This is a genomic window from Mycobacterium sp. JS623 (assembly GCF_000328565.1).
Classification (GTDB): domain Bacteria; phylum Actinomycetota; class Actinomycetes; order Mycobacteriales; family Mycobacteriaceae; genus Mycobacterium.
The window spans coordinates 447,051-469,615 of sequence record NC_019966.1; the positions used below are offsets into that span (position 1 = coordinate 447,051).

At 66.2% G+C, this 22,565-nt stretch carries 23 protein-coding genes; 14 read left to right on the plus strand and 9 right to left on the minus strand.

The window, feature by feature from the left end:
• Positions 1-810, minus strand: a complete 810-nt coding sequence (locus tag MYCSM_RS01980; RefSeq protein ID WP_015304449.1) for an alpha/beta fold hydrolase — start codon at positions 808-810, stop codon at positions 1-3.
• Entirely contained in the window at positions 803-2,374 is a 1,572-nt protein-coding gene (locus tag MYCSM_RS01985; RefSeq protein ID WP_015304450.1) for a Na+/H+ antiporter, read from the minus strand. Before MYCSM_RS01985 ends, MYCSM_RS01980 begins: the two co-directional genes overlap by 8 nt.
• A gap of 24 nt (positions 2,375-2,398) precedes the next feature.
• Here MYCSM_RS01985 and MYCSM_RS35670 point away from each other — a divergent pair, with 24 nt between their 5' ends.
• Genes MYCSM_RS35670 through MYCSM_RS02015 form a run of 6 tightly spaced genes read left to right on the plus strand, consistent with a single transcriptional unit; the run spans position 2,399 to position 6,510 of the window.
• Positions 2,399-2,716 (plus strand): UBP-type zinc finger domain-containing protein, encoded by a 318-nt coding sequence (locus MYCSM_RS35670; protein WP_015304451.1) that lies wholly within the window; start codon positions 2,399-2,401, stop codon positions 2,714-2,716.
• A gap of 24 nt (positions 2,717-2,740) precedes the next feature.
• Positions 2,741-3,994 (plus strand): formate-dependent phosphoribosylglycinamide formyltransferase, encoded by a 1,254-nt coding sequence (gene purT, locus MYCSM_RS01995; RefSeq protein WP_015304452.1) that lies wholly within the window; start codon positions 2,741-2,743, stop codon positions 3,992-3,994.
• 35 nt (positions 3,995-4,029) lie between these two features.
• Complete coding sequence (locus MYCSM_RS02000) at positions 4,030-4,437, plus strand: Rv0361 family membrane protein (RefSeq protein WP_015304453.1); 408 nt, start codon at positions 4,030-4,032, stop codon at positions 4,435-4,437.
• Between the two features lie 19 nt (positions 4,438-4,456).
• Positions 4,457-4,870, plus strand: coding sequence for a rhodanese-like domain-containing protein (locus tag MYCSM_RS02005; protein WP_015304454.1), 414 nt, complete (start codon positions 4,457-4,459; stop codon positions 4,868-4,870).
• Positions 4,855-6,087, plus strand: a complete 1,233-nt coding sequence (locus tag MYCSM_RS02010; protein WP_041311205.1) for an O-succinylhomoserine sulfhydrylase — start codon at positions 4,855-4,857, stop codon at positions 6,085-6,087. The genes MYCSM_RS02005 and MYCSM_RS02010 overlap by 16 nt, the downstream gene beginning before the upstream one ends.
• Positions 6,088-6,510 carry a hypothetical protein gene (locus MYCSM_RS02015; protein WP_015304456.1) on the plus strand — a complete coding sequence of 141 codons (423 nt, stop codon included), beginning with the start codon at positions 6,088-6,090 and terminating at the stop codon, positions 6,508-6,510.
• Between the two features lie 114 nt (positions 6,511-6,624).
• On the opposite strand, the gene MYCSM_RS02020 is transcribed toward MYCSM_RS02015, so the two are convergent.
• Positions 6,625-7,518: an SDR family oxidoreductase gene (locus MYCSM_RS02020; protein WP_015304457.1), complete on the minus strand. Its 894-nt coding sequence runs from the start codon at positions 7,516-7,518 to the stop codon at positions 6,625-6,627.
• A 20-nt stretch (positions 7,519-7,538) separates the two neighbouring features.
• A complete protein-coding gene (locus MYCSM_RS36955) occupies positions 7,539-7,676 on the minus strand; it encodes a hypothetical protein (protein WP_157681265.1) in 138 nt (45 codons plus the stop codon).
• A gap of 151 nt (positions 7,677-7,827) precedes the next feature.
• Between MYCSM_RS36955 and MYCSM_RS02025 the strand changes: the two genes are divergently transcribed.
• From MYCSM_RS02025 to MYCSM_RS02045, 5 genes are read left to right on the plus strand one after another with little or no spacing between them, the layout of a single operon-like run.
• A complete protein-coding gene (locus tag MYCSM_RS02025) occupies positions 7,828-8,322 on the plus strand; it encodes a GNAT family N-acetyltransferase (protein WP_015304458.1) in 495 nt (164 codons plus the stop codon).
• Positions 8,319-9,386, plus strand: a complete 1,068-nt coding sequence (locus MYCSM_RS02030) for an LLM class flavin-dependent oxidoreductase (protein WP_015304459.1) — start codon at positions 8,319-8,321, stop codon at positions 9,384-9,386. The genes MYCSM_RS02025 and MYCSM_RS02030 overlap by 4 nt, the downstream gene beginning before the upstream one ends.
• Positions 9,383-10,498 carry an LLM class flavin-dependent oxidoreductase gene (locus tag MYCSM_RS02035; protein ID WP_015304460.1) on the plus strand — a complete coding sequence of 372 codons (1,116 nt, stop codon included), beginning with the start codon at positions 9,383-9,385 and terminating at the stop codon, positions 10,496-10,498. The genes MYCSM_RS02030 and MYCSM_RS02035 overlap by 4 nt, the downstream gene beginning before the upstream one ends.
• A 2-nt stretch (positions 10,499-10,500) precedes the next feature.
• Positions 10,501-11,835 (plus strand): NtaA/DmoA family FMN-dependent monooxygenase, encoded by a 1,335-nt coding sequence (locus tag MYCSM_RS02040; RefSeq protein ID WP_015304461.1) that lies wholly within the window; start codon positions 10,501-10,503, stop codon positions 11,833-11,835.
• A gap of 36 nt (positions 11,836-11,871) precedes the next feature.
• Positions 11,872-12,168: a hypothetical protein gene (locus MYCSM_RS02045; protein ID WP_015304462.1), complete on the plus strand. Its 297-nt coding sequence runs from the start codon at positions 11,872-11,874 to the stop codon at positions 12,166-12,168.
• On the opposite strand, the gene MYCSM_RS02050 is transcribed toward MYCSM_RS02045, so the two are convergent.
• Entirely contained in the window at positions 12,169-12,900 is a 732-nt protein-coding gene (locus tag MYCSM_RS02050; protein WP_015304463.1) for an MBL fold metallo-hydrolase, read from the minus strand.
• Between the two features lie 35 nt (positions 12,901-12,935).
• On the opposite strand from MYCSM_RS02050, the gene fgd reads away from it, so the two are divergent.
• From fgd to MYCSM_RS02065, 3 genes are read left to right on the plus strand one after another with little or no spacing between them, the layout of a single operon-like run.
• Positions 12,936-13,946, plus strand: coding sequence for a glucose-6-phosphate dehydrogenase (coenzyme-F420) (gene fgd / locus MYCSM_RS02055; RefSeq protein WP_015304464.1), 1,011 nt, complete (start codon positions 12,936-12,938; stop codon positions 13,944-13,946).
• Between the two features lie 12 nt (positions 13,947-13,958).
• Entirely contained in the window at positions 13,959-16,019 is a 2,061-nt protein-coding gene (gene pta / locus MYCSM_RS02060) for a phosphate acetyltransferase (protein ID WP_015304465.1), read from the plus strand.
• An 18-nt stretch (positions 16,020-16,037) separates the two neighbouring features.
• Positions 16,038-17,168 carry an acetate kinase gene (locus tag MYCSM_RS02065; protein WP_015304466.1) on the plus strand — a complete coding sequence of 377 codons (1,131 nt, stop codon included), beginning with the start codon at positions 16,038-16,040 and terminating at the stop codon, positions 17,166-17,168.
• A gap of 149 nt (positions 17,169-17,317) precedes the next feature.
• On the opposite strand, the gene MYCSM_RS02070 is transcribed toward MYCSM_RS02065, so the two are convergent.
• The 4 genes from MYCSM_RS02070 to glnX all read right to left on the minus strand — a co-directional run bounded on the left by MYCSM_RS02070 (position 17,318) and on the right by glnX (position 22,513).
• The gene (locus MYCSM_RS02070) at positions 17,318-17,683 is read right to left on the minus strand and encodes an STAS domain-containing protein (RefSeq protein WP_015304467.1); all 366 of its coding nucleotides are present in this window, start codon (positions 17,681-17,683) and stop codon (positions 17,318-17,320) included.
• A 278-nt stretch (positions 17,684-17,961) separates the two neighbouring features.
• Positions 17,962-20,217 (minus strand): serine/threonine-protein kinase PknG, encoded by a 2,256-nt coding sequence (locus MYCSM_RS02075; protein WP_015304468.1) that lies wholly within the window; start codon positions 20,215-20,217, stop codon positions 17,962-17,964.
• Entirely contained in the window at positions 20,217-21,194 is a 978-nt protein-coding gene (locus MYCSM_RS02080; RefSeq protein WP_015304469.1) for a glutamate ABC transporter substrate-binding protein, read from the minus strand. The genes MYCSM_RS02075 and MYCSM_RS02080 overlap by 1 nt, the downstream gene beginning before the upstream one ends.
• Positions 21,194-22,513 (minus strand): protein kinase G-activating protein GlnX, encoded by a 1,320-nt coding sequence (gene glnX / locus MYCSM_RS02085; protein WP_015304470.1) that lies wholly within the window; start codon positions 22,511-22,513, stop codon positions 21,194-21,196. The genes MYCSM_RS02080 and glnX overlap by 1 nt, the downstream gene beginning before the upstream one ends.
• Between the last annotated feature and the right edge of the window lie 52 nt (positions 22,514-22,565).

Consider the following 22,565-nt stretch of genomic DNA (forward strand, 5'->3'; position numbering starts at 1 on the left):
CTACTCGCGCGTGACAAAATCCCCGATCAGCTTGTTGACAAGCGAAGGGTTCTCCAGCGCGGCCAGGTGTGCGACGCCGTCGAGCACCGCGACGGCCCCGTCGGGAATCGCCTCGGCCATCGCCATGGTCTCGGGGACCGGGAACGTCGCGTCCTCGACTCCGGCGACCACCAACACCGGCGTCCTCACCTTCGACATCAGCGGGCGCTGATCCGGCCGCTGCGGCACGACGCTTCGCACCGCCCACGCACCCGATCGAATGTCGACGCGCTGCACCGACTCGCGCACGAACGACACCACCTCGGGCCGAGTGCGAAACGTCGTCGCCCCCAGGAACGCCTTGAGCACCGAACGCGTCAACGGCGGCCGGATCCCGCCGAGCAGTCCAGCAATCCGCAACAGAAAGCCGTACTCGATCTTCTGCCGGGCGCCCGCAGGCGACGCCGTGCAATTCATCAACACAGCGCTCCCTATGCGGTCGGGGTAGGTGGCCGCGAACGTTCCGCCGATCATGCCGCCCCACGAGTTGCCGACGAAGTGCGTGCGCTGCAGACCGAGGCCGTCGAGGATGTCGACGATGCAGCGCGCGCAGTCCTCGAAAGTAAATGTCGCCGTGAGCTTTTGACTCTCACCGAACCCCGGCGGGTCGACGAGGATCACCTGATGCGATGCGGCGAAATGGTCGGCCTGCGCGGCCCACATGTCGCCGGTCATCAGCAGGCTCGGCCAGAACATCATCGCCTCGCCCGCCCCGCTTACCTGCACCCGCACCGTGCCGAGCACGGTGTCGATCAATCGCGATTCAGCCACGGTTCAGTGTCGCCTCCTCCAAGTCGAGACCGCGCAGCACTTCCCGCAGCACTTCGTCGTCGATCTGCCCGTTGTCGCGTTCTGCGATGAACGCGGCGCGTTCAGCCGCCAGCATCTCCAGTCGCAGCCGCCGGAACGCGGCGGCCGGGCTCTCACCGATCTCCTCGGCGTCGCGGCCCAATCGTTCCCACGCCGAGTTTCGTCGCCGAGTGTTCCAGCTGCGCAGCACATCTGCGGCCCGCTCATGCACGTCGGTGACTTCTTCGGAGGCCAGCAGCTCGTCGAGTCGCTCCGCGGCCGCCCGCGCCGCCTTGTCCTGAGCGCCCGCCGCGGCCAGCGCATCGGTGCGGGCCTCGTCGCCCTGCACGCCCAACCGCCGGATCAGCCACGGCAGCGTCAGCCCGTGCAACAGCAGCGTGCCGATCACCACGACGAACGTGACGAACACCAGCTGGGGACGTCCCGGAAACGCCGCACCCGACATGGTTGTCAACGGAACACCGAACGCCGCCGCCAGCGACACCACGCCGCGCATGCCTGCCCACGCGACAACGAACACCTGAGCTTGCGTCGGCGCCGGTTCACGCTCGCGGATGCGCGGGAAGAGGGCACGCGGCAGATACGCGAACACGAACATCCAGACAATCCGGACCAGGATGACCGTCGCCAATACGGCCGCCGACGAGATTGCGATCACTGCGAAGGTGATGCCCTTCAGCTCACCCACCACCGTCGGCAGCTGCAGCCCGATCATCAGGAACGCGAACGACTCGAGAATCAGCGTCAAGGCCTTCCACACCGCGTTGTCCTGCAGTCGGGTCGCATAACCGGCCCTGGTGGATTTCTGGCCGAGAATCAGCGCGGCGACGACCACCGCCACGACACCGGAACCGTGGATCTCCTCGGCGGCCAGATAGATGATGAACGGCGCGACCAAGCCCAGCGCGCTTTCCACCAATGGATCGTCGAGCCGCCATCGAATGAAGGCGGTCAGCATGCCGAGCGCCAAACCCACCACGACGCCGCCGACAGCAGCCAACGCGAATGTCTCGAGCCCACTGCGCCACGTCGCGGCCGTTCCGATGGCTGCGGCCAACGACACCTTGTACGCGGTGAGCGCGGTCGCGTCATTCAGCAGGCTCTCGCCGCCAAGCAGCAACCCAAGCTTGCGCCCGACCGCGGTCGCGGAGACCGCATCCGGCGGGGCGACGATCGCCCCGAGCGTCAGCGCCGCCGCGACCGTCAGCTCCGGCACGGTCTTGTACGCCACGAACCCGACCGCGAACGTCGTCGCCAGCGGCAGCCCGACCGCCAGCAGCCCGATCGGGCGGATGTTGCGCCGCAGTCCGTGGTAGCTGCTCTCCAGGCCCGCCGACCACAGCAGCGGCGGCAGCAGCACGTAGAGCACCAGCCCGGGGTCCAGTTCGATCTGTTTGAAACCGGGGATCAGCCCGCCCAGCAGGCCCGCGACCACCAGCGCCAGCGGGGCCGACACGTCGTAGTGCCTGGCCACCGCGGCCAACAGGACCGACACCACCAGAACCGCTAGCAATGAGGCACCCACACCGACCTCCTATCCTTGGTCATCATGCTGAGGAGATCACGCCGGAACGACGCCGACGCCCCAGCGGTCGCCGATACATGCGAACACCTCGCCGCCGATGAGGGTTCCCAAGTCGAGCCGGAGCCGCTGACACCCGGCAAATGCCAGGAATGCGACGAGCTCGGTGAGACCACCTGGGCGCACCTGCGCATGTGCCTCACATGCGGCCACGTCGGATGCTGCGATTCCAGCCCACATCAACACGCGAGCGAACATTTCCATGCCACAGGCCATCCGGTGATGCGCTCCGCCGAGCCGGGGGAGGACTGGCGCTGGTGCTACATCGACGTCCGATTGGGCTGAGCATCTGGCAGGCTGGGACGCGCGATGACTGAAACAACCGAAGACGCGACCGGGCCGGAACCGGTTGTCTTACCTGCTGAGCAAGGCGCCGCAACGACGCGCGGCGGATCGACGGTGATGTTGCTCGGCTCCGGCGAATTGAGCCGCGAGTTGGCGCTGGCGTTCCAGCGGCTCGGGGCCGACGTCATCGCCGTCGACCGGTATGCCGACGCCCCGGCGCACCGCGTTGCCGACCGCGCCGCCGTCGTCAGGATGAACGACGCCGAGGAGCTGACCGCGCTCATCGAGAAAGAGAAACCGCGCTACATCGTCGCCGAGTCGGGACTGATTGCCGCCGACGCGCTGATCGCGGTGGCTGAAGGCGACGGCATCGAGGTGTTCCCCACGCCGCGCAGCACGCGGCTGTCCATCGATCGGGAGGGTCTGCGCCGGCTGGCCGCCGACGAACTCGGCCTGCCCACCGCGCCGTTCTGGTTCGCCGGCTCGGTCGAGGAGCTGACCGCGGTGGCCGAGCACGCTGGTTTCCCTCTGCTCGTCAAACCGATCGCGGCGGCACTCGGCGAGGGACAATCGGTGCTGGTGCGGCTCGAGGACGTCGAGGCGGCCTGGCACCGCGCTGTCGCCGCGGGCCGCATCCCGCACAACCGGGTGATGGCCGAGACGGTCGTCGAGGTGGACTTCGAGGTCACGCTCCTGACTGTGCGCACCTACGGACCGTCGGGTCCTGCGGTGTCGTTCTGCGAGGCGATCGGGCACCACCTGGCCGAGGGTGACGTGTTGGAATCGTGGCAGCCGCAGCGGATGTCGCCCGCCGCTCTCGACGCGGCGAAGTCGATCGCGGCGCGCATCGTCAACTCGCTCGGTGGTCGCGGGGTGTTCGGCGTCGAGCTGCTGGTGCGCGGCGACGAGGTGTATTTCGCCGACGTGCGGCCGCGGCCATACGACAGCGGCCTGGTAACCCTTCGGTCGCAACGGCTTTCACAGTTCGAGCTGCACGCAAGGGCGATCCTGGGGCTCGCCGTGGACACGATCATGATCTCGCCGGCCGCGGCGGAGGTCAGCTACGCGGGTGCCGAGTCGACCGCGGCCAAGGACGTCGATCTCAGCGTGGTCGGGGAGGCGTTGGCCGTCGCCGAGAGTGACGTGCGGTTGTTCGACCGGCCCGATGAGACCGACGGCAGGCGGCGGCTTGGCGTCGCGCTGGCCACGGCCCCCGACCCGATCGTCGCGCGCGACCGGGCCCGGCGGGTGTCGGCGGTGTTGCGCAAACTCTGGTGACCGAGCCAGATGCTGCCGATGCGGATCGGCCGACCATGGCTCCGTTTCTGGGTGCGTTGGCAATCATTGCGCTCGTCGTGATCGCCATCGTTTTGTTCAACGCCTTGGGCGATAACGAGCCACCGGCAGACCAGCAGATTGGCCGGGCCGCGGTCGGCCAGAACGATGCGCTGCAACGGCAGAACTACGCCGACTTCCGCACCTACACCTGCCGCGACCAGCAGGGCGTTGAAGCCGATGTTCTTGCCCGGCAACGAGATTCGGTGGCCAAACGCGGCGAGCGGTTTGTCGACGACGTCACCGATATCAAGGTCGACGGCCACCGCGCCACCGCCAAGGTGACCTATCATTTCGGCAAGGCGCCGGACGCCAAAACCGGTGTTGCAATGACGTTTGTGCGCGAGGACGGAGCGTGGAAGGTCTGTTCGACCGGCCCTAGCTGACTGTGTAAGACTTTCGATCGTGAGCTATGCCGGAGACATCACGCCTGAGGAGGCCTGGAAGCTGCTGAGCGACGACCCTCAGGCCGTGCTGGTGGATTGCCGCACGGACGCCGAGTGGCGTTTCGTTGGGGTACCGGATCTGAGTTCGTTGCAGCGTGACGTGGTGTACGTCGAGTGGAACCGCACCGACGGGAAGCACAACGACGACTTCGTCGAGGAGTTGAAGTCCGCAGGCGTGACGCCGGGGGACCGGCCGGTCGTGTTCCTGTGTCGCTCCGGCAACCGCTCGATCGGCGCTGCCGAGGCCGCGACCGAGGCAGGCATCGCGCCGTCCTACAACGTGTTGGACGGGTTCGAAGGCAACCTGGACGAGAACAAGCATCGCGGCGGCACCGGATGGAAAGCCGTCGGCCTGCCATGGAGACAGTCTTGAGCAATCACGATCAGGTGCCTTCGGTGCGTAGGCCGGCCCAGCTGCCCGACGGGGTCAGCCAGGCCACCATCGGGGTGCGCGGCGGACTGCTGCGGTCGGGTTTCGAGGAGACCGCCGAGGCGATGTACCTGACGTCGGGCTACGTGTACTCGTCGGCGGCTGAGGCGGAGAAGGCGTTCACCGGCGACATCGACCGCTACGTGTACTCCCGCTACGGCAATCCAACGATCTCGATGTTCGAGGAGCGGCTGCGGCTGATCGAGGGTGCGCCCGCGTGCTTCGCGACGGCGACGGGCATGGCGGCAGTGTTCACGTCGCTGGGTGCGTTGTTGGGGGCGGGCGACCGGTTGGTGGCGGCCCGCAGCCTGTTCGGGTCGTGCTTCGTGGTGTGCAGCGAGATCCTGCCGCGCTGGGGTGTGGAGACGGTGTTCGTCGACGGCGACGACTTGTCGCAGTGGGAAGAGGCGCTGTCGGTACCCACGCAGGCGGTCTTCTTCGAGACGCCGTCCAATCCGATGCAGTCGTTGGTCGACATCGCCGCGGTATGCGATCTTGCCCACGCCGCTGGAGCAAAGGTGGTGCTGGACAACGTCTTTGCCACACCGATCCTGCAGCAGGGCTTTCCGCTTGGTGTTGACGTCGTGGTGTATTCGGGCACCAAGCACATCGACGGGCAAGGCCGCGTCCTTGGCGGTGCGATTCTCGGTGACCAGCAGTACATCGACGAGCCGGTGCAGAAGTTGATGCGGCACACCGGGCCCGCGCTGAGTCCTTTCAATGCGTGGACGCTGTTGAAGGGTCTTGAGACGCTTACGGTTCGAGTGGAGCATCAGAACGCGTCGGCGCAGCGCGTCGCCGAATTCCTGGAGAAGCACCCGTCGGTGAGTTGGGTCAAGTATCCGTTCCTGGAGTCGCATCCGCAGTACGACTTGGCCAAGCGCCAGATGACCGGCGGCGGAACGGTTGTCACGTTCGAGCTCAAGGGCGGCACCAAGGAGCGTGCGTTCGAGGTGCTCGACAAGTTGCAGATCATCGACATCTCCAACAACCTCGGCGACTCCAAGTCGCTGATCACCCACCCAGCCACCACCACGCACCGGGCCATGGGCCCGGAGGGCCGCGCCGCGATCGGCCTCGGCGACGGGGTGGTACGAATCTCGGTGGGGCTGGAGGGAACTGAAGACTTGATCGGCGACCTCGATCAGGCTCTGAGTTAGGTGTCGCGGAAGTCCGAGGCCAAGAAGGCTCGCCGAAACAAGCGGCGGGCGACTCGGGACGCGACGTGGGTTCCTGACAATGTCATGGAGGACCTGGTGGCCACCCAGGCCGCCATTGCCACCGATCTGGAGGCGTTCGATGCGCGGATCACCGAGCGCGGCTGGATATTTGACGAGGATGAGTCCGACGAGGACTTCGTGTTCTGGCTCTACGCGCCGTCGGGCACGGAGGTCGATTCAGATGAGCTTGCGCCGGTGACGACGATTTGGATGTCGGCGGCCGAGGACGCCGAGATCGTTCATCTGATGTTGGCCGGGGCCTCGCAATCAAGCGAATTCATGCCTGAGGAGTTCTTCGGGCACGTCGAGGCGATCGAGGCATACCGCGCGGGCGAGCCGGCTCCGGAGTTCCATACCTCGTAGTGCCCAGCTCTTGGCGACAATGTCGTCGGGAGCGACAAAGCCGCTCAGCGCCGCCGCGCGACCGATCGCGTCGTCGCGTTGAGCACAATGTGCCGTAGTGCCGGGCAATTTCGACTAGACGTTGTCGGGAGCACCAATGCGTGTTCCGCCCTTGTCCGAGCCCTCGACCACACCCTGCGCAGCCTGCGCGCGCTGCTCGTAGCCCTGCCGCGCCGCGCGGTCGAACTCCAGGAACACGCTGTCGAGCCCCAAACGCTTGTTGAGCCAACGCCTTCCACGCGGCCCCAGCATCTGGCACGCCTGTGCGGTGAACCGCAGCGCAGGCGGCACCGACACGTGCGTCTTCGGCTTCTGCAATGTCTTGATCACCGCGGCGGCAATGTCTTCCGGCTCCACCGGCTTGATCGCGCCGCTGCTCTTGGTCCCCGAGATCAGTTCGGTGTTGGTGAACGGCGGCATCACCACCGACACCTCCACACCGTGCGGCGCCATCTCATCGGCCAGCGCCGCGGACAGCCCTACCACGCCGAACTTCGCGCCCACGTACACCACCTGACCCGGCACCGGGATCAGTCCGGACAGCGAGGCGATGTTGATGATGTGGCCGCGGCGGCGCGCGACCATATCCGGCAGCGCCAGCTGGCAGCCCGTCAGGACTCCGTACAGGTTGACCTCGATCGAGGAGCGGATGGCCTGTTCTGACTGTTCGAGGAACGGGCCGATCGGCATCACCCCGGCATTGTTGATCAACACATCGATGTGGCCGCCACCATCGGTGCGCGCCTTGTCGAGGAACGTGGCGAACGACTCGCGGTCGGTCACGTCCAGCGGATAGCCCGAGACCGGGCCCAGCTTCGTCAGGTCGGCGACCGCCGACTCCTGCAGCGCGACGTCGCGGTCGCCGATGACCACCCTGGCGCCACGGGCCAGCAGGGCCTTGGCGGTGGCGTAGCCGATGCCGCGGGCGGCGCCGGTGATCGCGATGGTCTTGCCCCGGATGTTGTCCATGCGGCCAAACTTTACACGTGTCAAGTTTGGGGTGGAAGAGCGGTGGACTCCAGTTCACGCACCTGCTTGAGCATCACCTTGGCAAGCCGCAGCGACAACGCCGGCGACAGCAGCTCCAGGTACCACAAGGCCTTCCACCACGCGGGCACCGCGATCATCGCCGCATTGCGCACACCGCGCGAAGGACGCGTTCGGCGATTCCCCGAACGATCTGCACCCGCCGTCGCGACCTGCGGCAATTTCCGATCACTGCGAGCGAATCTGCCACTCTGGAATGCGGCCCGACAACTCGCGTTAGACATTTAGGTGATGCCCGTGTCAGCGCTCAATGAGCTTCGCTTCGTCGCGGCCGGCCAGGACGACCCGCTGGCCGAGCCGCTGCTCGCCGAGCTCGCGGTCGAATACGCCACGCGATACGGCGCCACCGAGCGCGCGGTCTCCAAATGGCTGCGCGGCTACCCGGCCGACGAGTTCGCTCCGCCCGGCGGCGGCCTGCTCATCGGCGTCCGCAACGGGCTGCCCGTGACCGGCGGCGCGTTCCGCCGCTTCGACCAGTCCACCGCCGAGCTCAAGCGCATCTGGACCGACAGCCGTTATCGCCGCCAAGGACATGCCAAGGCGTTGCTCGCCGAGCTCGAGGCGCAGATCGTCGCCCGCGGTTACCGCTTCGTCTATCTGACGACGGGCGATCGCCAGCCCGAGGCCGAGGCGCTCTACCTCTCGACCGGCTATCTCCGGCTCGATGAGCCGCTGCCCGCCGAGGGCGAGGTCTACCCGCTCGCGTTCCGGAAGACGCTGTCATGAGCGAACACGTGCACCTCGCGGTCGCCCTCGACGGCTACGGCTGGCATCCCGAAGCATGGCGCCGCACACCAGATCTGCCGCCCGTGACGAGCGGCCGCTACTGGTCGGGCCTGGCGGCCACCGCCGAACGCGGGCTGCTCGACTTCATCACGTTCGACGACGCGCTCACCCCGCAACGGCGGCGACGCCCCGACATCGAGCCGCGTTGGCTCGCAGGCAGGCCCGACGCCGTGCTCGTCGCCGCCAGGGTCGCGCCGACGACGACGCACATCGGCCTCATCCCGGTCGCCACCGTCACGCATACCGAGCCGTTCCATCTCTCGAAAGCCATTGCCACCCTGGACTTTGTCTCACATGGCCGGGCCGGCTGGCAGGTGCGGGTCAGTGGCACCCCGCACGAGGCCGAGCTGTTCGGGCGGCGCGACGTCAGTGGAGTCGACCTGTTCGACGAGGCGTCCGACGCGGTAGAGGTGGTCCGTCGGCTTTGGGACAGCTGGGAGGACGACGCCGTCATCCGCGACGTCGCAACGGGCCGGTTCGTCGACCGCGACAAGCTGCACTACATCGACTTCGCCGGCAAGTACTTCTCGGTCAAGGGGCCGTCGATCACCCCGCGTCCGCCGCAGGGCCAACCGGTGGTGTCGGCGCTCGCCCACGCGACGCTCATTTACGAGTTCGCTTCGCGCAGCACCGATCTCGTCTTCATCACGCCGAAGGACGACGACTCGCTGCAGGCAATCCTGACCGAGGTAGCCGGTCTCAAGGTGTATGCCGACGTGTACGTGACGTTCGACGGGACGACTGACCCGCGTTCGGATGCGTTGGTATTCGACGGAACCCCAACCGAACTCGTCGACCTGCTGCTGCATTGGCAGCAATCGGGGGTCGACGGAATCAGGCTGCGGCCCGCGGTGAACGCCACCGACCTACCGATCATCGTCGATGAGGTGGTGCCGCTGCTGCAGCAGGCCGGCCGCTTCCGCACCGCCTACACCGACGGCGAGACATTACGCACCCGGCTTGGACTGGCTGTGGCCGAAAACCGCTATGCGAGGCCGCGATGAGCGTTCCGCTGTCGATCCTCGACCTCGCGCCGATCAGCGAAGGCTGCGATGCGGCCACCGCGCTGCGCAACACCGTCGACCTGGCCCAGCACGCCGAGCAGTGGGGTTACAAGCGCTACTGGATCGCCGAGCACCACTTCGTCGCGGTCGCCAGCTCGTCACCCGCCGTGCTCATCGGCCAGATCGCCGCGGCCACCAACACGATTCGCGTCGGCGCGGCCGCGGTGCAGCTCGGGCAGACGACGGCCGTGGCCGTCGTCGAGAGCTTCGGCATGCTCGAGGCTTTCCACCCCGGCCGCATCGACCTCGGTGTCGGACGGTCGGGGCAGCGCCGACGAGAGGTGATCAACGAGGGGGAGAAGAGGCCGAAAAGGCCGCCGCGAACCGAATGGCTCGACGTCGGCGGCGTGATCGTGCCGCCGCCGTTCGATATGACCGCGCTGATGCGTAATCCGCGGCTACGGGCCAAGATGTCTGTGCTGCAACAGCCCGAGGCTGTTGCGCCCGACTTCGCTGAGCAGGTCAACGACATCCTTGCCATGCTCGACGGCAGCTATGAGATCGACGGCGTCGACGCGCACGCCACGCCCGGTGAGAACTCCGGCCTGACGCCGTGGGTGTTCGGTAGCAGCAAGGGCCAAAGCGCACGGGTGGCAGCAGCGCACGGGCTGCCGTTCGTCGCGAGCTATCACATCACTCCCGCCACCGCTCTCGACGCGATCGACGTTTACCGCGCGCAGTTCCAGCCGTCCAAGGCTTTCGCCGAACCGTACGTCGTGGTGTCGGCCGACGTCGTGGTGGCCGACGACACCGCCACCGCGCGCTATCTCGCCTCCAGTTACGGGCACTGGGTGTACTCGATCCGCGCGGGAGACGGTGCGGTGCCCTATCCCAACCCCGACAATGTCGAACCGCTGACCGATGAGCAGCTGGAGCTCGTAAAGGACCGCACCGCAACCCAATTCGTCGGCGATCCCGATGAGGTGGCCGACAAGCTGCACACCCTTCAGCGAGTCACCGCGGCCGACGAACTCGTCATCACCTCCGTCACGCACCGGCACACCGACCGGTTGCGCTCCCACGAACTGATCGCCAAGCGCTGGGGAATCTGACTATGGCCATTCGAGAAGGCAAGCAGCGCAAGCCTATTCATCTGGCCGCACATTTCCCTGGTGTCAACAACACCACCGTGTGGTCGGATCCCGAATCGGGCAGCCAGATCGAGTTTGACTCGTTCATCCATCTGGCACAGACCGCTGAGCGCGGACTGTTTGACTTCTTCTTCCTCGCCGAGGGGCTGCGGTTGCGCGAGCACCGCGGCCGGATCCACGACCTCGATGTCGTCGGCCGCCCCGACACGTTCACCGTGCTCGCCGCGCTCGCCGCCGTCACCGACTACCTCGGGTTGACGGGCACCATCAACACCACGTTCAACGAACCCTTCGAGGTGGCAAGGCAATTCGCCACTCTCGACCACGTGTCCGACGGCCGCGCCGGCTGGAACATCGTCACCTCGTCGGACGCCTTCACGGGAGAGAACTTCCGACGCGGCGGATTCCTCGACCACTCCGACCGCTACAAGCGGGCTGAGGAGTTCGTCATCGTGGCTCGCGAATTCTGGGACAGCTGGGCACCCGATGCCGTCGTCGCCGATCGCGAGACTGGAATCTACGTTGACCTCAACCGGATTCGTGTGGTGGAGCATCAGGGCCCGCAGTTCGACGTCCGCGGGGTGAGTACGTTGCCGCGCGCGCCGCAGGGGCATCCCGTTCTGCTGCAGGCGGGGGATTCTGCCGACGGTCGGGCGTTCCTGGCCAAATACGCCGACGCGGCGTTCACGCTGCACTCGTCGCTGGAGGCCGGGCAGCAATACTATGCCGACGTCAAGCAACAGGCGGTGTCCTACGGCCGAGATCCCAACCAGCTCAAGGTCTTTCCCGCTGCGACATTCGTACTCGGTGACACAGAACAGGAGGCGGCCGATAAGGCGCGTCACATTCGTCACCAACAGGTCGGCCCACAAACCGCGATCGCGATGCTCGAACAGGTCTGGCAGCGCGATCTGTCGGCATACGACCCGGACGGCCCGCTACCGGATGTCGAACCGGCCGACGACCCGACCGTCACGCAGGGCAGGGTTCGCCACGGCGACCCGAAGGCCCTTGCCGCCGCATGGCGAGAACGGGCCGAGGCGGAAAACCTGTCCATCCGGGAACTGGTCATCGCCGTCACCAGCCGCCAACAGTTCGTCGGAACACCGGCCCAGGTGGCCGCGGAGATCGATCTGCATGTGCAGTCCGATGCGTGCGACGGCTTCATTCTGGTGCCCCACCTGACTCCGCGGGGCCTCGACGAGTTCGTCGACCGCGTGGTGCCACTGCTGCAGGAGCGCGGCAGTTTCCGAACCGAATACACCGGGCATACCCTGCGCGATCACCTGGGCCTATAGGCTGGCCCGTGGTGTCGTGGGCACCGGGGGTGGGATGTGTCGATTTCGCAGACAACGTTGGGCTGGCTGATCCTGGGCGCCGCCGCACTCACGTTTGTATTCGGCTTCGCGTCGCGCACGATCGTCGGTCGTAAGCGCGACACCAAAGCGGTGCGCGGTCTCGTTCACACCTTCCGCAGGACCGGGGTGGCGCGGGTGTTGTTCGGGCGGTTCGAGGGTGACGTCCTCGACGACGACGAACTCGACAGCATGATCTTGATGCCCACCATCGTCATCGGTTGTGGACTGTGCCTGACCGCGATCTTCCTGCTCGGTTACGAGTTTCTGAACTAACTAACGCGCCGCTTGCGCCGCCGCCTCGCGGATCGCGCCACGCCACACCGGGCCGTGGCCGGGCAGCAGCACGTCGGTGTCGAGCATGCCCAGCGCGTCAAGGCTGCGCACGCAGCCGTCCTGGTCGTGGTTGAACATATTGGGCAGCAGCTGCGGTCCGGTGTCCGTCAACAGCGGGTGGCCGGTCACCAACGCGTCGCCGGCCACCAGCACGCCGTCGACAACAAACGAGCAATGTCCGCCAGTGTGGCCGGGCGTGGGAATCGCCATCGGCTTACCCGGCAGGGCTGCCGCGACCTCCTCCGTCAAAGCCTGGGTGGTTGGAATCCCGTCGCGCACCATGCCGCCCTTTCGGGAAATCGCCAGCGTCCACTTCAAGAACCGCGGTTGCCACAGGTGCGGGACGATGTCGGCGGGCCCGGCCTGTTCGAGATACTCCCGCTTGGAATGTCCGACCTCTGCGGCGTGGCAATACACCGGTGTGCCATGGGTTTTCGCGAACCAGATGGCCGTGCCGAAGTGGTCGATGTGCGCGTGGGTCAACAGGATCGCACGCAGGTCGTCGACGCCGTACCCGAGCTGCCGCAGCGAATCGAGCACGTCGTCGCGGTGGCCGGGAAATCCGGCGTCGATCAGCATGACGCCGGAGTCGTCGGTGACCAGCGTCCAGTTGACCAGGTCGGTCTCTGCGAAGTGCACGCGGTCGGTGAGGGCGGTCAGGGCTGCTGCCATGCCGCGAGTCTAAGCAGGGGAGTAGAAAAGAACCCGTGGCTGAACTGAAACTCGGATACAAGGCATCGGCGGAGCAGTTCGCCCCGCGCGAACTCGTCGAGCTGGCCGTTGCGGCCGAAGAGCATGGCATGGACAGCGCGACGGTCAGCGACCACTTCCAGCCGTGGCGGCATGAAGGTGGGCATGCGCCATGGTCGCTGGCCTGGATGGCCGCGGTCGGCGAGCGCACCAAGCGGCTGGTCCTCGGCACCTCGGTGCTGACTCCGACCTTCCGCTACAACCCCGCTGTGATCGCGCAGGCTTTCGCGACCATGGGTTGCCTGTACCCGGACCGGATCTTCCTTGGCGTCGGCACCGGCGAGGCGCTCAATGAGATCGCCACCGGCTACGAGGGCGAGTGGCCGGAGTTCAAGGAGCGTTACGCGCGGTTGCGCGAGTCGGTGCGGCTGATGCGAGAACTGTGGCTGGGTGACCGCGTCGACTTCGAAGGCGAGTTCTACAAGACCAAGGGCGCATCCATCTATGACGTCCCCGAGGGCGGCATCCCGATCTACATCGCTGCGGGCGGCCCGCAGGTGGCCAAGTACGCCGGCCGTGCAGGCGACGGATTCATCTGCACGTCGGGCAAGGGCGAGGAGCTGTACAAAGACAAGCTCATCCCCGCCATGCGCGAGGGCGCCGAGGCGGCGGGCAAGGACCCCGACGCCGTCGACCGGATGATCGAGATCAAGATTTCCTACGACACCGATCCTGAACTGGCGCTGGAGAACACCCGGTTCTGGGCGCCGCTGTCGCTGACCGCGGAGCAGAAGCACTCCATCGACGACCCGATCGAGATGGAGAAGGCGGCCGACGCGCTGCCCATCGAACAGGTCGCCAAGCGCTGGATCGTCGCCTCCGACCCCGACGAGGCCGTCGCGAAGGTCAAGGACTACGTCGACTGGGGGCTGAACCACCTGGTGTTCCACGCGCCAGGACACGATCAGCGCCGCTTCCTCGAGCTGTTTGCCAAGGATTTGGAGCCGCGGCTGCGCCGACTCGGCTGATACGTTTGCCGCGTGCCGACCACAGCGATTTACGTCGCCTCGCCGGAGGGCGATACCGGCAAGTCGACGATCGCACTCGGCATCCTGCACCGGCTCGCCGCCACCGTCGTGAAGGTCGGCGTCTTCCGTCCGATCACCCGGCTGGGCGAGGACCGCGACTACATCCTCGACCTGCTGCTGGCGCACACCACTGCGGAGCTGCCCTACGACGAATGCGTCGGCGTCGGCTACCAACAGCTGCACGAAAATCCGGACGCGGCGCTCGCCGACATCGTCGACCGCTACCACCACGTCGCCGACCGGTGTGATGCGGTGCTGATCGTCGGCAGCGACTACACCGACGTGGCCACCCCCAGCGAACTGTCGATGAACGCGCGTATCGCTGTGAACCTCGGCGCGCCGGTGGTGCTCGCCGTGAAGGCCAAGGACCGCACCCCCGAACAGATCGCGCAAGTCGTCGACCTGTGCCTCGTCGAGCTGGACGCCCAACATGCCCACACCGCGGCGGTGGTGGCCAACCGCTGTGATCCGGCGCAGATGACCGCGGTCGCCGATGCGCTGAAGCCGTTGGGCCCCAAGACCTATGTGCTACCGGAAGAGCCCCTGCTGGTCGCGCCATCGGTTGCGGAGCTGCAGCAGGCGGTCGAGGGGACGCTGCTTCGCGGCGATCCGGCGCTGCTGGACCGCGAAGCCTTGGACGTGTTGGTGGCGGGCATGACGGCCGAGCACGTGCTGGAACGGCTGACCGAGGGTGTCGCGGTGGTGACCCCCGGCGACCGATCAGATGTCGTCCTCGCAGTGGTGAGTGCCCATGCGGCGGAGGGCTTTCCGTCGCTGTCCTGCGTGATCCTCAACGGCGGTCTCGAGCTGCATTCTTCGATTGAGTCGTTGGTGTCCGGGCTGGGGCTGCGGCTGCCCATCATTACGACGAGATTCGGCACATTCGACACGGCTAGCCGGGTGGCGTCTGCGCGGGGCCGGGTGACTGCTGGGTCGCAACGCAAGATCGACACCGCGATCGCATTGATGGACAAGTACGTCGATACCGCGGATCTGCTTGCGCAGTTGGCGATTCCGATCCCGTCGGTGGTCACGCCGCAGATGTTCACCTACCAACTGCAAGACCGCGCGCGCTCGGACCGCAAGCGCATTGTGCTGCCGGAGGGCGAGGATGACCGCATCCTCAAAGCTGCCGGCCGGCTTCTCCAGCGCGGCGTCGCCGACCTGACCATCCTTGGCGAGGAGCCGCGGATCCGAGCCCGCGCAGCCGAACTCGGCGTCGACCTGTCGTCGGCGGCGGTGCTCAACCCGCGTACCAGCGAGCTGTGCGACAAGTTCGCCGAGCAGTACGGCGAGCTGCGCAAGCACAAGGGTGTCACGGTCGAGCAGGCCCGCGAGATCATCCACGACGTCTCATATTTCGGCACCATGCTGGTGCACAACGACATGGTCGACGGCATGGTTTCGGGTGCCACCCACACCACTGCGCATACCGTGCGGCCGGCATTCGAAATCATCAAGACGCTGCCCGACGTGTCGACGGTGTCGAGCATCTTCCTGATGTGCCTCGCCGATCGCGTCCTGGCTTACGGCGACTGCGCGATCGTGCCTGACCCGACGTCCGAACAGCTGGCCGACATCGCGATCTCGTCGGCACGCACCGCCGCACAGTTCGGTATCGACCCGCGTGTGGCGATGCTGTCGTATTCGACGGGCACCAGCGGTACGGGCGCCGACGTCGACAAAGTCAGGGCTGCAACCGAATTGGTGCGCAAACGCGAACCGGAACTGCTTGTCGAGGGGCCCATCCAGTACGACGCTGCCGTCGACTCGACGGTCGCCAAGGCCAAGATGCCCGATTCCATGGTCGCCGGCCGGGCGACGGTGCTGATCTTCCCCGACCTCAACACCGGCAACAACACATACAAGGCGGTGCAGCGCAGCGCGGGTGCCATCGCGATCGGCCCTGTGCTGCAGGGGCTCAACAAACCCGTCAACGACCTGTCCCGCGGCGCGCTGGTCGAAGATATCGTCAACACCGTCGCGATCACCGCTATCCAGGCGCAGTCATGAGGCCCGAGGAGTCGGGGCATGACTAATGTGCTGGTGCTCAACTCGGGATCGTCCTCGGTGAAATACGCTGTGATCGAGCCAGATTCAGCGATCGAAGTGGCCGAAGGGATCGTTGAGCGCATCGGCGACAGCGATGTCGCCGACCATGACGCGGCGGTGCGCAGGATCTTCGACGAGATCGGGCCGCAACTCGCCAGCGACGGTCTCGTCGCGGTCGGGCATCGCGTGGTGCACGGTGGACCAGACCTGTATCAGCCCACAGTGGTCGACGACGCGTTGATCGCCAAGCTCGAACAGCTGTCTTCGCTTGCGCCGCTACACAATCCGCCGGCCGTGCTCGGAATCCGGGTAGCGCGCAAGGCGCTGCCCGACGTGCCGCACGTCGCGGTGTTCGATACCGCGTTCTTTCACGACTTGCCGCCAGCGGCCGCGACGTACGCGATCGATCGAGACATCGCCGAGCGTTGGCACGTCCGGCGCTACGGGTTTCACGGGACGTCACACCAGTACGTCAGCGAGCAGGCCGCGGCGTTCCTCGACCGTCCGCTTGCCGAGCTGAACCAGATTGTGCTGCACCTCGGAAACGGCGCGTCCGCATCGGCGATCGTCGGCGGCCGGCCGGTCGACACCTCGATGGGGTTGACCCCGATGGAGGGTCTGGTGATGGGCACCCGCTCCGGCGACGTCGACCCCGGTGTGCTCACGTACCTGTGGCGCACGGCGGAAATGAGCGTCGACGACATCGAGACGATGCTCAACAAGCAGTCAGGAGTGCGCGGCCTCGGCGGCGAGATCGACTTCCGTGTCTTGCACCAGCGCATCGAATCCGGAGATACCGCAGCACAATTGGCGTACGACGTCTACATCCACCGGCTGCGCAAGTACATCGGTGCCTATCTAGCGTTGCTCGGTTCGGCCGACGTCGTCACCTTCACTGCCGGCGTGGGGGAGAACGACGCGGCAGTGCGTCGCGACGCGCTTGCGGGTATGGCGGGGCTGGGCATCGAGCTCGATGAAGAACGCAATGCCAGCCCCGGCCAGACCGCCCGCCGCATCTCGGCCGACACCTCGCCTACGACCGTGCTAGTCGTCCCGACGAACGAGGAGCTTGCGATCGCCCGCGCGTGTGTGGCGATCATCAAGGGCTAACGCTGAGCCCACCCTTGCCGGGCTGACCGTTGCTGCCGTTGACGCCGCCGCCTGCCGCACCCGCGCCGCGAGCGATCGCAACGCCGACTGGCTGTATGCCACCGGCGTCGTGCTGAAGCCGGTGGTCGAATGCTAGGAAGCAAACGCGGCTAGTTGGGGACCGAGTCCTCCACGGGAAGCAAGTTGTCGGGATCGCAGATCTTCAGGAATCGTCGCAATTCGGGTCCCACAACGAGCGCCCACGAGGCGCGGTAGCGGGCGCAGATCACGTTGACGTGGTGCAGCGTCGCGAATCCGGCGGTGCCGAAGAAATTGATACCCGACAAGTCAAGCACCAGGCGCGGCCATCCCGCGAGTTGGCGTTCGACGTAATCGGAAAGGGCGCGGCTGTTGGACGCGTCGATCTCACCGCTAACCGTGACAAGAACCGTCGTATCAGACAGGTGGCAGGCGGAAAAAGTCGCTCGGTGGTGTTCTTCCCGGCGGTCCAGCGACCGCGGATCTGGTCGGAGCACGCGACAGGTACCTATTGCACGCAAGGTGGCCTCCCTCAGTCGAAAAGTGATATTCGCACTGGGTTGCCGTCAGGGATCGGGCCCTACGTCTTAAAGCCGTCGCACTTGGGAGGTCAGCACCATCGGCGAGCCGATAATCCAGCCTCGTGCGCCTTTGACGTCACCAGTTGGCTGTTAACTCAACCTGAGCAGAGGCTACTACGGAATCCGCAAGTTCAACAGCGGTTACGCGAAAGAACCGGGATTGTCCAGGGCAAACGGGCGGCGGGATCCGTCGATCAGAACGTGCTCGTCGGTCGCACGCTATTGGCAAGGTCGACCAGCGCATATCGGTGTGCCTGTGTCGGCGCAACGCGGGCCAGGCTGCGCAGCGATGCCTCGACGCCGAGCTGCAGCCCGTGTTCGGTGAACGGGAAGCCGAGAATGTGGTTGGTGCTCGCCGTGTTGTCGGCCAGCCAGTCCATCGCGGTGCCCAGCACCAACGCCCGGATCTGCAGCACCCGCGGCTCGGTGTCGGGCAGGGCCTCAACACGACGGGCGGCATCGCGGATGTGTTGTTCGGTCACCTCACTGATCGACCTGCCCGACAGCAGCGTCACCGCACTGGTCAGCCGCGCGGTCGTGAAATGCCTTGAGGTAGCGGGCACTTCGTCCAGAGTTTGCACCGCGGCGTCACGGTCGCCCTCCGCGGACTGGGCTCTTGCCAGGCCGAATCCAGCCGAGATCACACCGTTGTCGGTGCACCACACCGTGTTATAGAACTTGCGCTCATCGGCGTTACCGGCCAGCTCCGACGTCGCGGCCAGCGCCAGCTTGGGCGCCAACTCGCCGGGCAGCGTGTCGAGCACCTCGGTAAAATGTTTTGTGGCCGAATCATAATCGGCCGACAACATCTCGGCCACGGCGCGGAACCACACCAGCCGCCACCGCCAGCCGACCCGGGCCGCAAGGTCGTCGAGCTTGCGGGTGGCCTTGGCAACGTCGCCGAGGTCGAGCAGCGCGCGGACCTCCATCAGTGGCAGCTCGATCGATTCGGACAGGTCGATGCCCTCGGAGTCCAACGATCCGTGCCGGGCCGCCCGCAGTTGGTCAAGCGTCTGCACCGGCTGGCTCAGCACGCTCGCCGACAGCACGGGCGCGCCGACATCCGCCGGGTCGACCAACGGCACCGGGAACGCTTTCACGATCTCCTGCGCGGTCAGCTTCTCGGAGTGCACCTGGCCGTCGAGATACACGTCGGTGTGCGCGACCAGCAGATCGACCCCGAACGTCGATCTTGTCGGAGAGAACACCGTCGAAAGGCCCGGCCGCGGCACCCCGGTGTCTTGCGCCACCACTTCACGCAGCACACCGAGTAGCTGTCCGGACATCTCCTCGGCGCTGGCGAACCTGCGGCGCGGGTCCGGGTCGATGGCGCGGCGCAGCAGTCGACCGAACGAGTCATACTCGTGCAACACCGGGTCGTCCTCGGGCAGGCCGTCTACGTAACGACCCTTGCGGGTACGCAGATTCACCGTCAATGCCGCCAGCGTGCGGCCCACCGTGTAGATGTCAGTCTGCACGGTAGGACCGGTGCGGACGATCTCCGGAGCCTGGAAACCCGGTGTGCCGTAAAGGTATCCGAACGAGTTGATCGTCGACACCGCGCCGAGGTCGATCAGTTTGAGCTGATCCTCGGTCACCATGATGTTTTCCGGCTTGAGGTCGTTGTAGACCAACCCGATCGAATGCAGATAACCAAGCGCGGGAAGGATTTCCATCATGAAACCGATGGCCTCGGCCACTGGGAGCCGGTCGCCCCTGGCCTGCTTGAGCGATGTGCCGCCGACGTACTCCATTACGATGTAGCCGACCGGGTTGCCGTGCTTGTCTTCGTGCTCGACGAAGTTGTAGATCTTCACGATGCCGGGATGCGTTACCTCCGCGAGGAATTGGCGCTCGGCCATCGCGATGGTCTGCGCCTCCGCATCACCGGCGTGCACCAAGCCCTTGAGCACGACGGGGCGGTCGTTGACGTTCTTGTCGTAGGCGAGGTAAACCCAGCCTAGTCCGCCGTGCGCGATGCAGCCCTTGATCACATACTGATCGGCCACCTCGTCGCCGGGGCTCAGCTGGGGCAGGAACGAGTAGGAGCTGCCGCAGTGCGGGCACCAACCCTCCGACAACGCATGGCCGTCGGGCGTCGACCGGCCGACAGGACGGCCGCAGTTCCAGCAGAACCGCTTCGACTCGGCGACAACGGGATTGGTCATCAGCGCGTCGAGCGGATCCTTCGCTGGCACGCGCGGGATCTCCACCAGGCCGCCGCCTAGGCGGCGCGTCGGCGACAGGGCACGAGTCATTGCCGTCAGGTGATCGTGCGGTTCGGTGTCCTCCGTGCCCACTGATGTGCTGTCGACGTCGTCGTCGAGGTGTGGACGGAAGATTGCCTGGGTGGCCATCGGCCGCAACGTCGACGCGGAATCCATGCCGAGGTCGTCGAAGGTGGCCGGTTGAGTGCCCGGGCCTTCTTCGTAATCCTTTGCCTCGGCCATCAGTCCGAATACCTCGCAACCGGCGGCGCTGGCGCCGGACCGAGCACCGTTAACCACTTGCGGTACAACGTGTACCAGGTGCCGTCGCGGCGAATCCGCTCCAGCGTGCCGTTGACGAAGCGCACCAGCCCGGTGTTCTCCAGGTTCACGCCGATGCCGTAGGGCTCTTCGTTCAAGCTGGGGCCGACGATGTGCAGATATGGATCCTGAGACACAAGACCGGCCAGGATCGAGTCGTCGGTGCTGACGGCGTCGACCTGCCGCTGCTGCAGCGCGACAAGGCAATCCGCCCACGTGACCACACCGACGATGATCGGCGGTGGACTGATCTGCTGTATCCGGTCCAAAGACGTGGTGCCTCTTGCGACGCACACCCGCTTGCCCGACAGGTCCGACGGTTGCGAGATCGACGAATCCCGCGCGGCCAGAATCCGTTGGTTGGCGTTCAAATACACCGTCGAGAAACCGACCTGCTTCTTGCGCTCACACGTGATGGTCATGGTCTTGACGACCACATCGACCTGATTGTTCTGCAGCGCGGCGATGCGGTCGGCCGACGACAGGATGCGGTACTCGACTTGCGACGGGCTGCCGAAGATGTCGCGCGCAATCTCGCCGGCGATGTCGACGTCGAAACCGGTGATCTCGCCGGTGATGGGATCGCGGAACGAGAACAGGTTGCTGCCGATGTCCAGCCCGACGATGAGCCTGCCGCGGTTGCGGATGGTGGCGACGGCGGCGTCGGCCTCCGGCTTGGTGTTGAAGGGGCGCAGGCTCGCCGTGCGGTTGCAGTCGCCCTCATCCGCGGGTGCCTTCGCCGCGACCGGCGGCAACTCCTGCAGACCCGCCGGCGTCGGCGGTGCAAGGGTGACGCCGGGCGTCGGCATCACCGCGGTGCTTTGCGCACAACCGCTCAACACCACCGCGGCTGCGGCGAGCAGAACCCACAGCGGTTTGGTGCGTTCGTCGCGCTTCATCACCGGTACTCACTCAGCCTTGGCCACAACCCCAGCGCCACCGCCAACGCCGCGGCCACCGACAGCGCCGCGGCGCCGACTGTCGCACCGGACAGCACCCGACGGGCGTTGAGGATGTCGTTGCGCAACTGGTTGCGGCTCTCCTCAATGCCTTTGGTGAGCGCGGTGTCGAGCTTGTCGAACGCGGGCGTTGAGTCATCCTCGCCGGTGCCAAGCGCCACCTGCGTCGCGGCCTGATAGTTGCCGACCGCGATGTAGGCGTTGATCCGGTCGTCGGCCGCCCGCCACCGCTTGAGCAACGCCTCGGCGTCCTTGAGGTCGCTCTTGTCGATCGCGTCGTCGCGGCCCAGATAGTCGGACAGCTGCTGCTGCATTGAGTCGATGCGTTGGTAGTAGGACTGCTTGCGCACGTCCTCGTCACCGCGCCGGATCAACGACAGCGTTTCGTCGGCGCGCGCCTGCTGCGCGGTGATCGCGAGGTTCGTGACGGTCTTGAGGGATTCGGCCGCAGTATCTTTGGCGCTGCGGCTGTCCGAGGTCGAGATGACCAGGGCGGTGCCCACCCATATCAACATGATCAGCACGGCAAGGCCGCCCGCCACGAACCCGATGTTCACGCGGCGACGCGTTCGTCGTGCGAGCCAGCGGTTCGCGAACGCGCCGAACAACAGCGTTCCGAGCACTACAAGAATGACCGGTCCGGGAATCCTTGTCGACGCGGTCGTTTCGGCGTCCACCCGCGCTGAGGTCTCCTCGTAGAGACGTTGCGCATCGGGCAGCATCTGCGTCTGCATCAACGACGACGCCTCGGACAGGTAGGACGATCCGACCGGATTGCCTGCGCGGTTGTTGGTGCGCGCGGTTTCGACCAGCCCCGTGTAGACGGACAGTTGGGCATTGACCCTGCCGAGCAGTTGCACCATCGGCTCGTCGGTCAGCCCGCTGGACGCTCGCGTCACTGCCACCGACGCATCGGTGATGGCTTGCTCGTAGCGCTGCCGGACGTCGCGCGGTTCGGAGCCTGCGATGAATGCCGTGGCCGCGGCGGCGTCGGCCACCGACAAGGTCGTGTAGAGCTGGCCGGCCGCGAACGACAGCGGCTCGGTGTGATTAAGGACCGTGGTGAGCGCCTGCTGGCGGTCGTTGATCGTGGTCGACGTGGCAAACGCGCTGGCGATGACGAGCGCCGACAAGACGACGCCGATGGTCAGGATCCGGCCCGGTGTGGTCCATAGGAACCACCAGCGCGGGTGCGCCGGGGTGGTCGGCGACCGCGACGCCAGCGGCTCGGTCGAAGGGTGCGCCAACTCCACAGTCACGTGCGCGCGAACCTCATCTTTTCGCTGCTCTCCGGCTATCGTCCCGACCGTC

Coding starts and splice junctions, on each gene's coding strand:
- MYCSM_RS35670 (WP_015304451.1), top strand. CDS start 2,399: ATGCTGAGGAGATCACGCCGGAACGACGCCGACGCCCCAGCGGTCGCC.
- purT (WP_015304452.1), top strand. CDS start 2,741: ATGACTGAAACAACCGAAGACGCGACCGGGCCGGAACCGGTTGTCTTA.
- MYCSM_RS02000 (WP_015304453.1), top strand. CDS start 4,030: ATGGCTCCGTTTCTGGGTGCGTTGGCAATCATTGCGCTCGTCGTGATC.
- MYCSM_RS02010 (WP_041311205.1), top strand. CDS start 4,855: ATGGAGACAGTCTTGAGCAATCACGATCAGGTGCCTTCGGTGCGTAGG.
- MYCSM_RS02020 (WP_015304457.1), bottom strand. CDS start 7,518: ATGGACAACATCCGGGGCAAGACCATCGCGATCACCGGCGCCGCCCGC.
- MYCSM_RS36955 (WP_157681265.1), bottom strand. CDS start 7,676: ATGATCGCGGTGCCCGCGTGGTGGAAGGCCTTGTGGTACCTGGAGCTG.
- MYCSM_RS02025 (WP_015304458.1), top strand. CDS start 7,828: ATGCCCGTGTCAGCGCTCAATGAGCTTCGCTTCGTCGCGGCCGGCCAG.
- MYCSM_RS02030 (WP_015304459.1), top strand. CDS start 8,319: ATGAGCGAACACGTGCACCTCGCGGTCGCCCTCGACGGCTACGGCTGG.
- MYCSM_RS02035 (WP_015304460.1), top strand. CDS start 9,383: ATGAGCGTTCCGCTGTCGATCCTCGACCTCGCGCCGATCAGCGAAGGC.
- MYCSM_RS02040 (WP_015304461.1), top strand. CDS start 10,501: ATGGCCATTCGAGAAGGCAAGCAGCGCAAGCCTATTCATCTGGCCGCA.
- MYCSM_RS02050 (WP_015304463.1), bottom strand. CDS start 12,900: ATGGCAGCAGCCCTGACCGCCCTCACCGACCGCGTGCACTTCGCAGAG.
- MYCSM_RS02065 (WP_015304466.1), top strand. CDS start 16,038: ATGACTAATGTGCTGGTGCTCAACTCGGGATCGTCCTCGGTGAAATAC.
- MYCSM_RS02075 (WP_015304468.1), bottom strand. CDS start 20,217: ATGGCCGAGGCAAAGGATTACGAAGAAGGCCCGGGCACTCAACCGGCC.
- MYCSM_RS02080 (WP_015304469.1), bottom strand. CDS start 21,194: ATGAAGCGCGACGAACGCACCAAACCGCTGTGGGTTCTGCTCGCCGCA.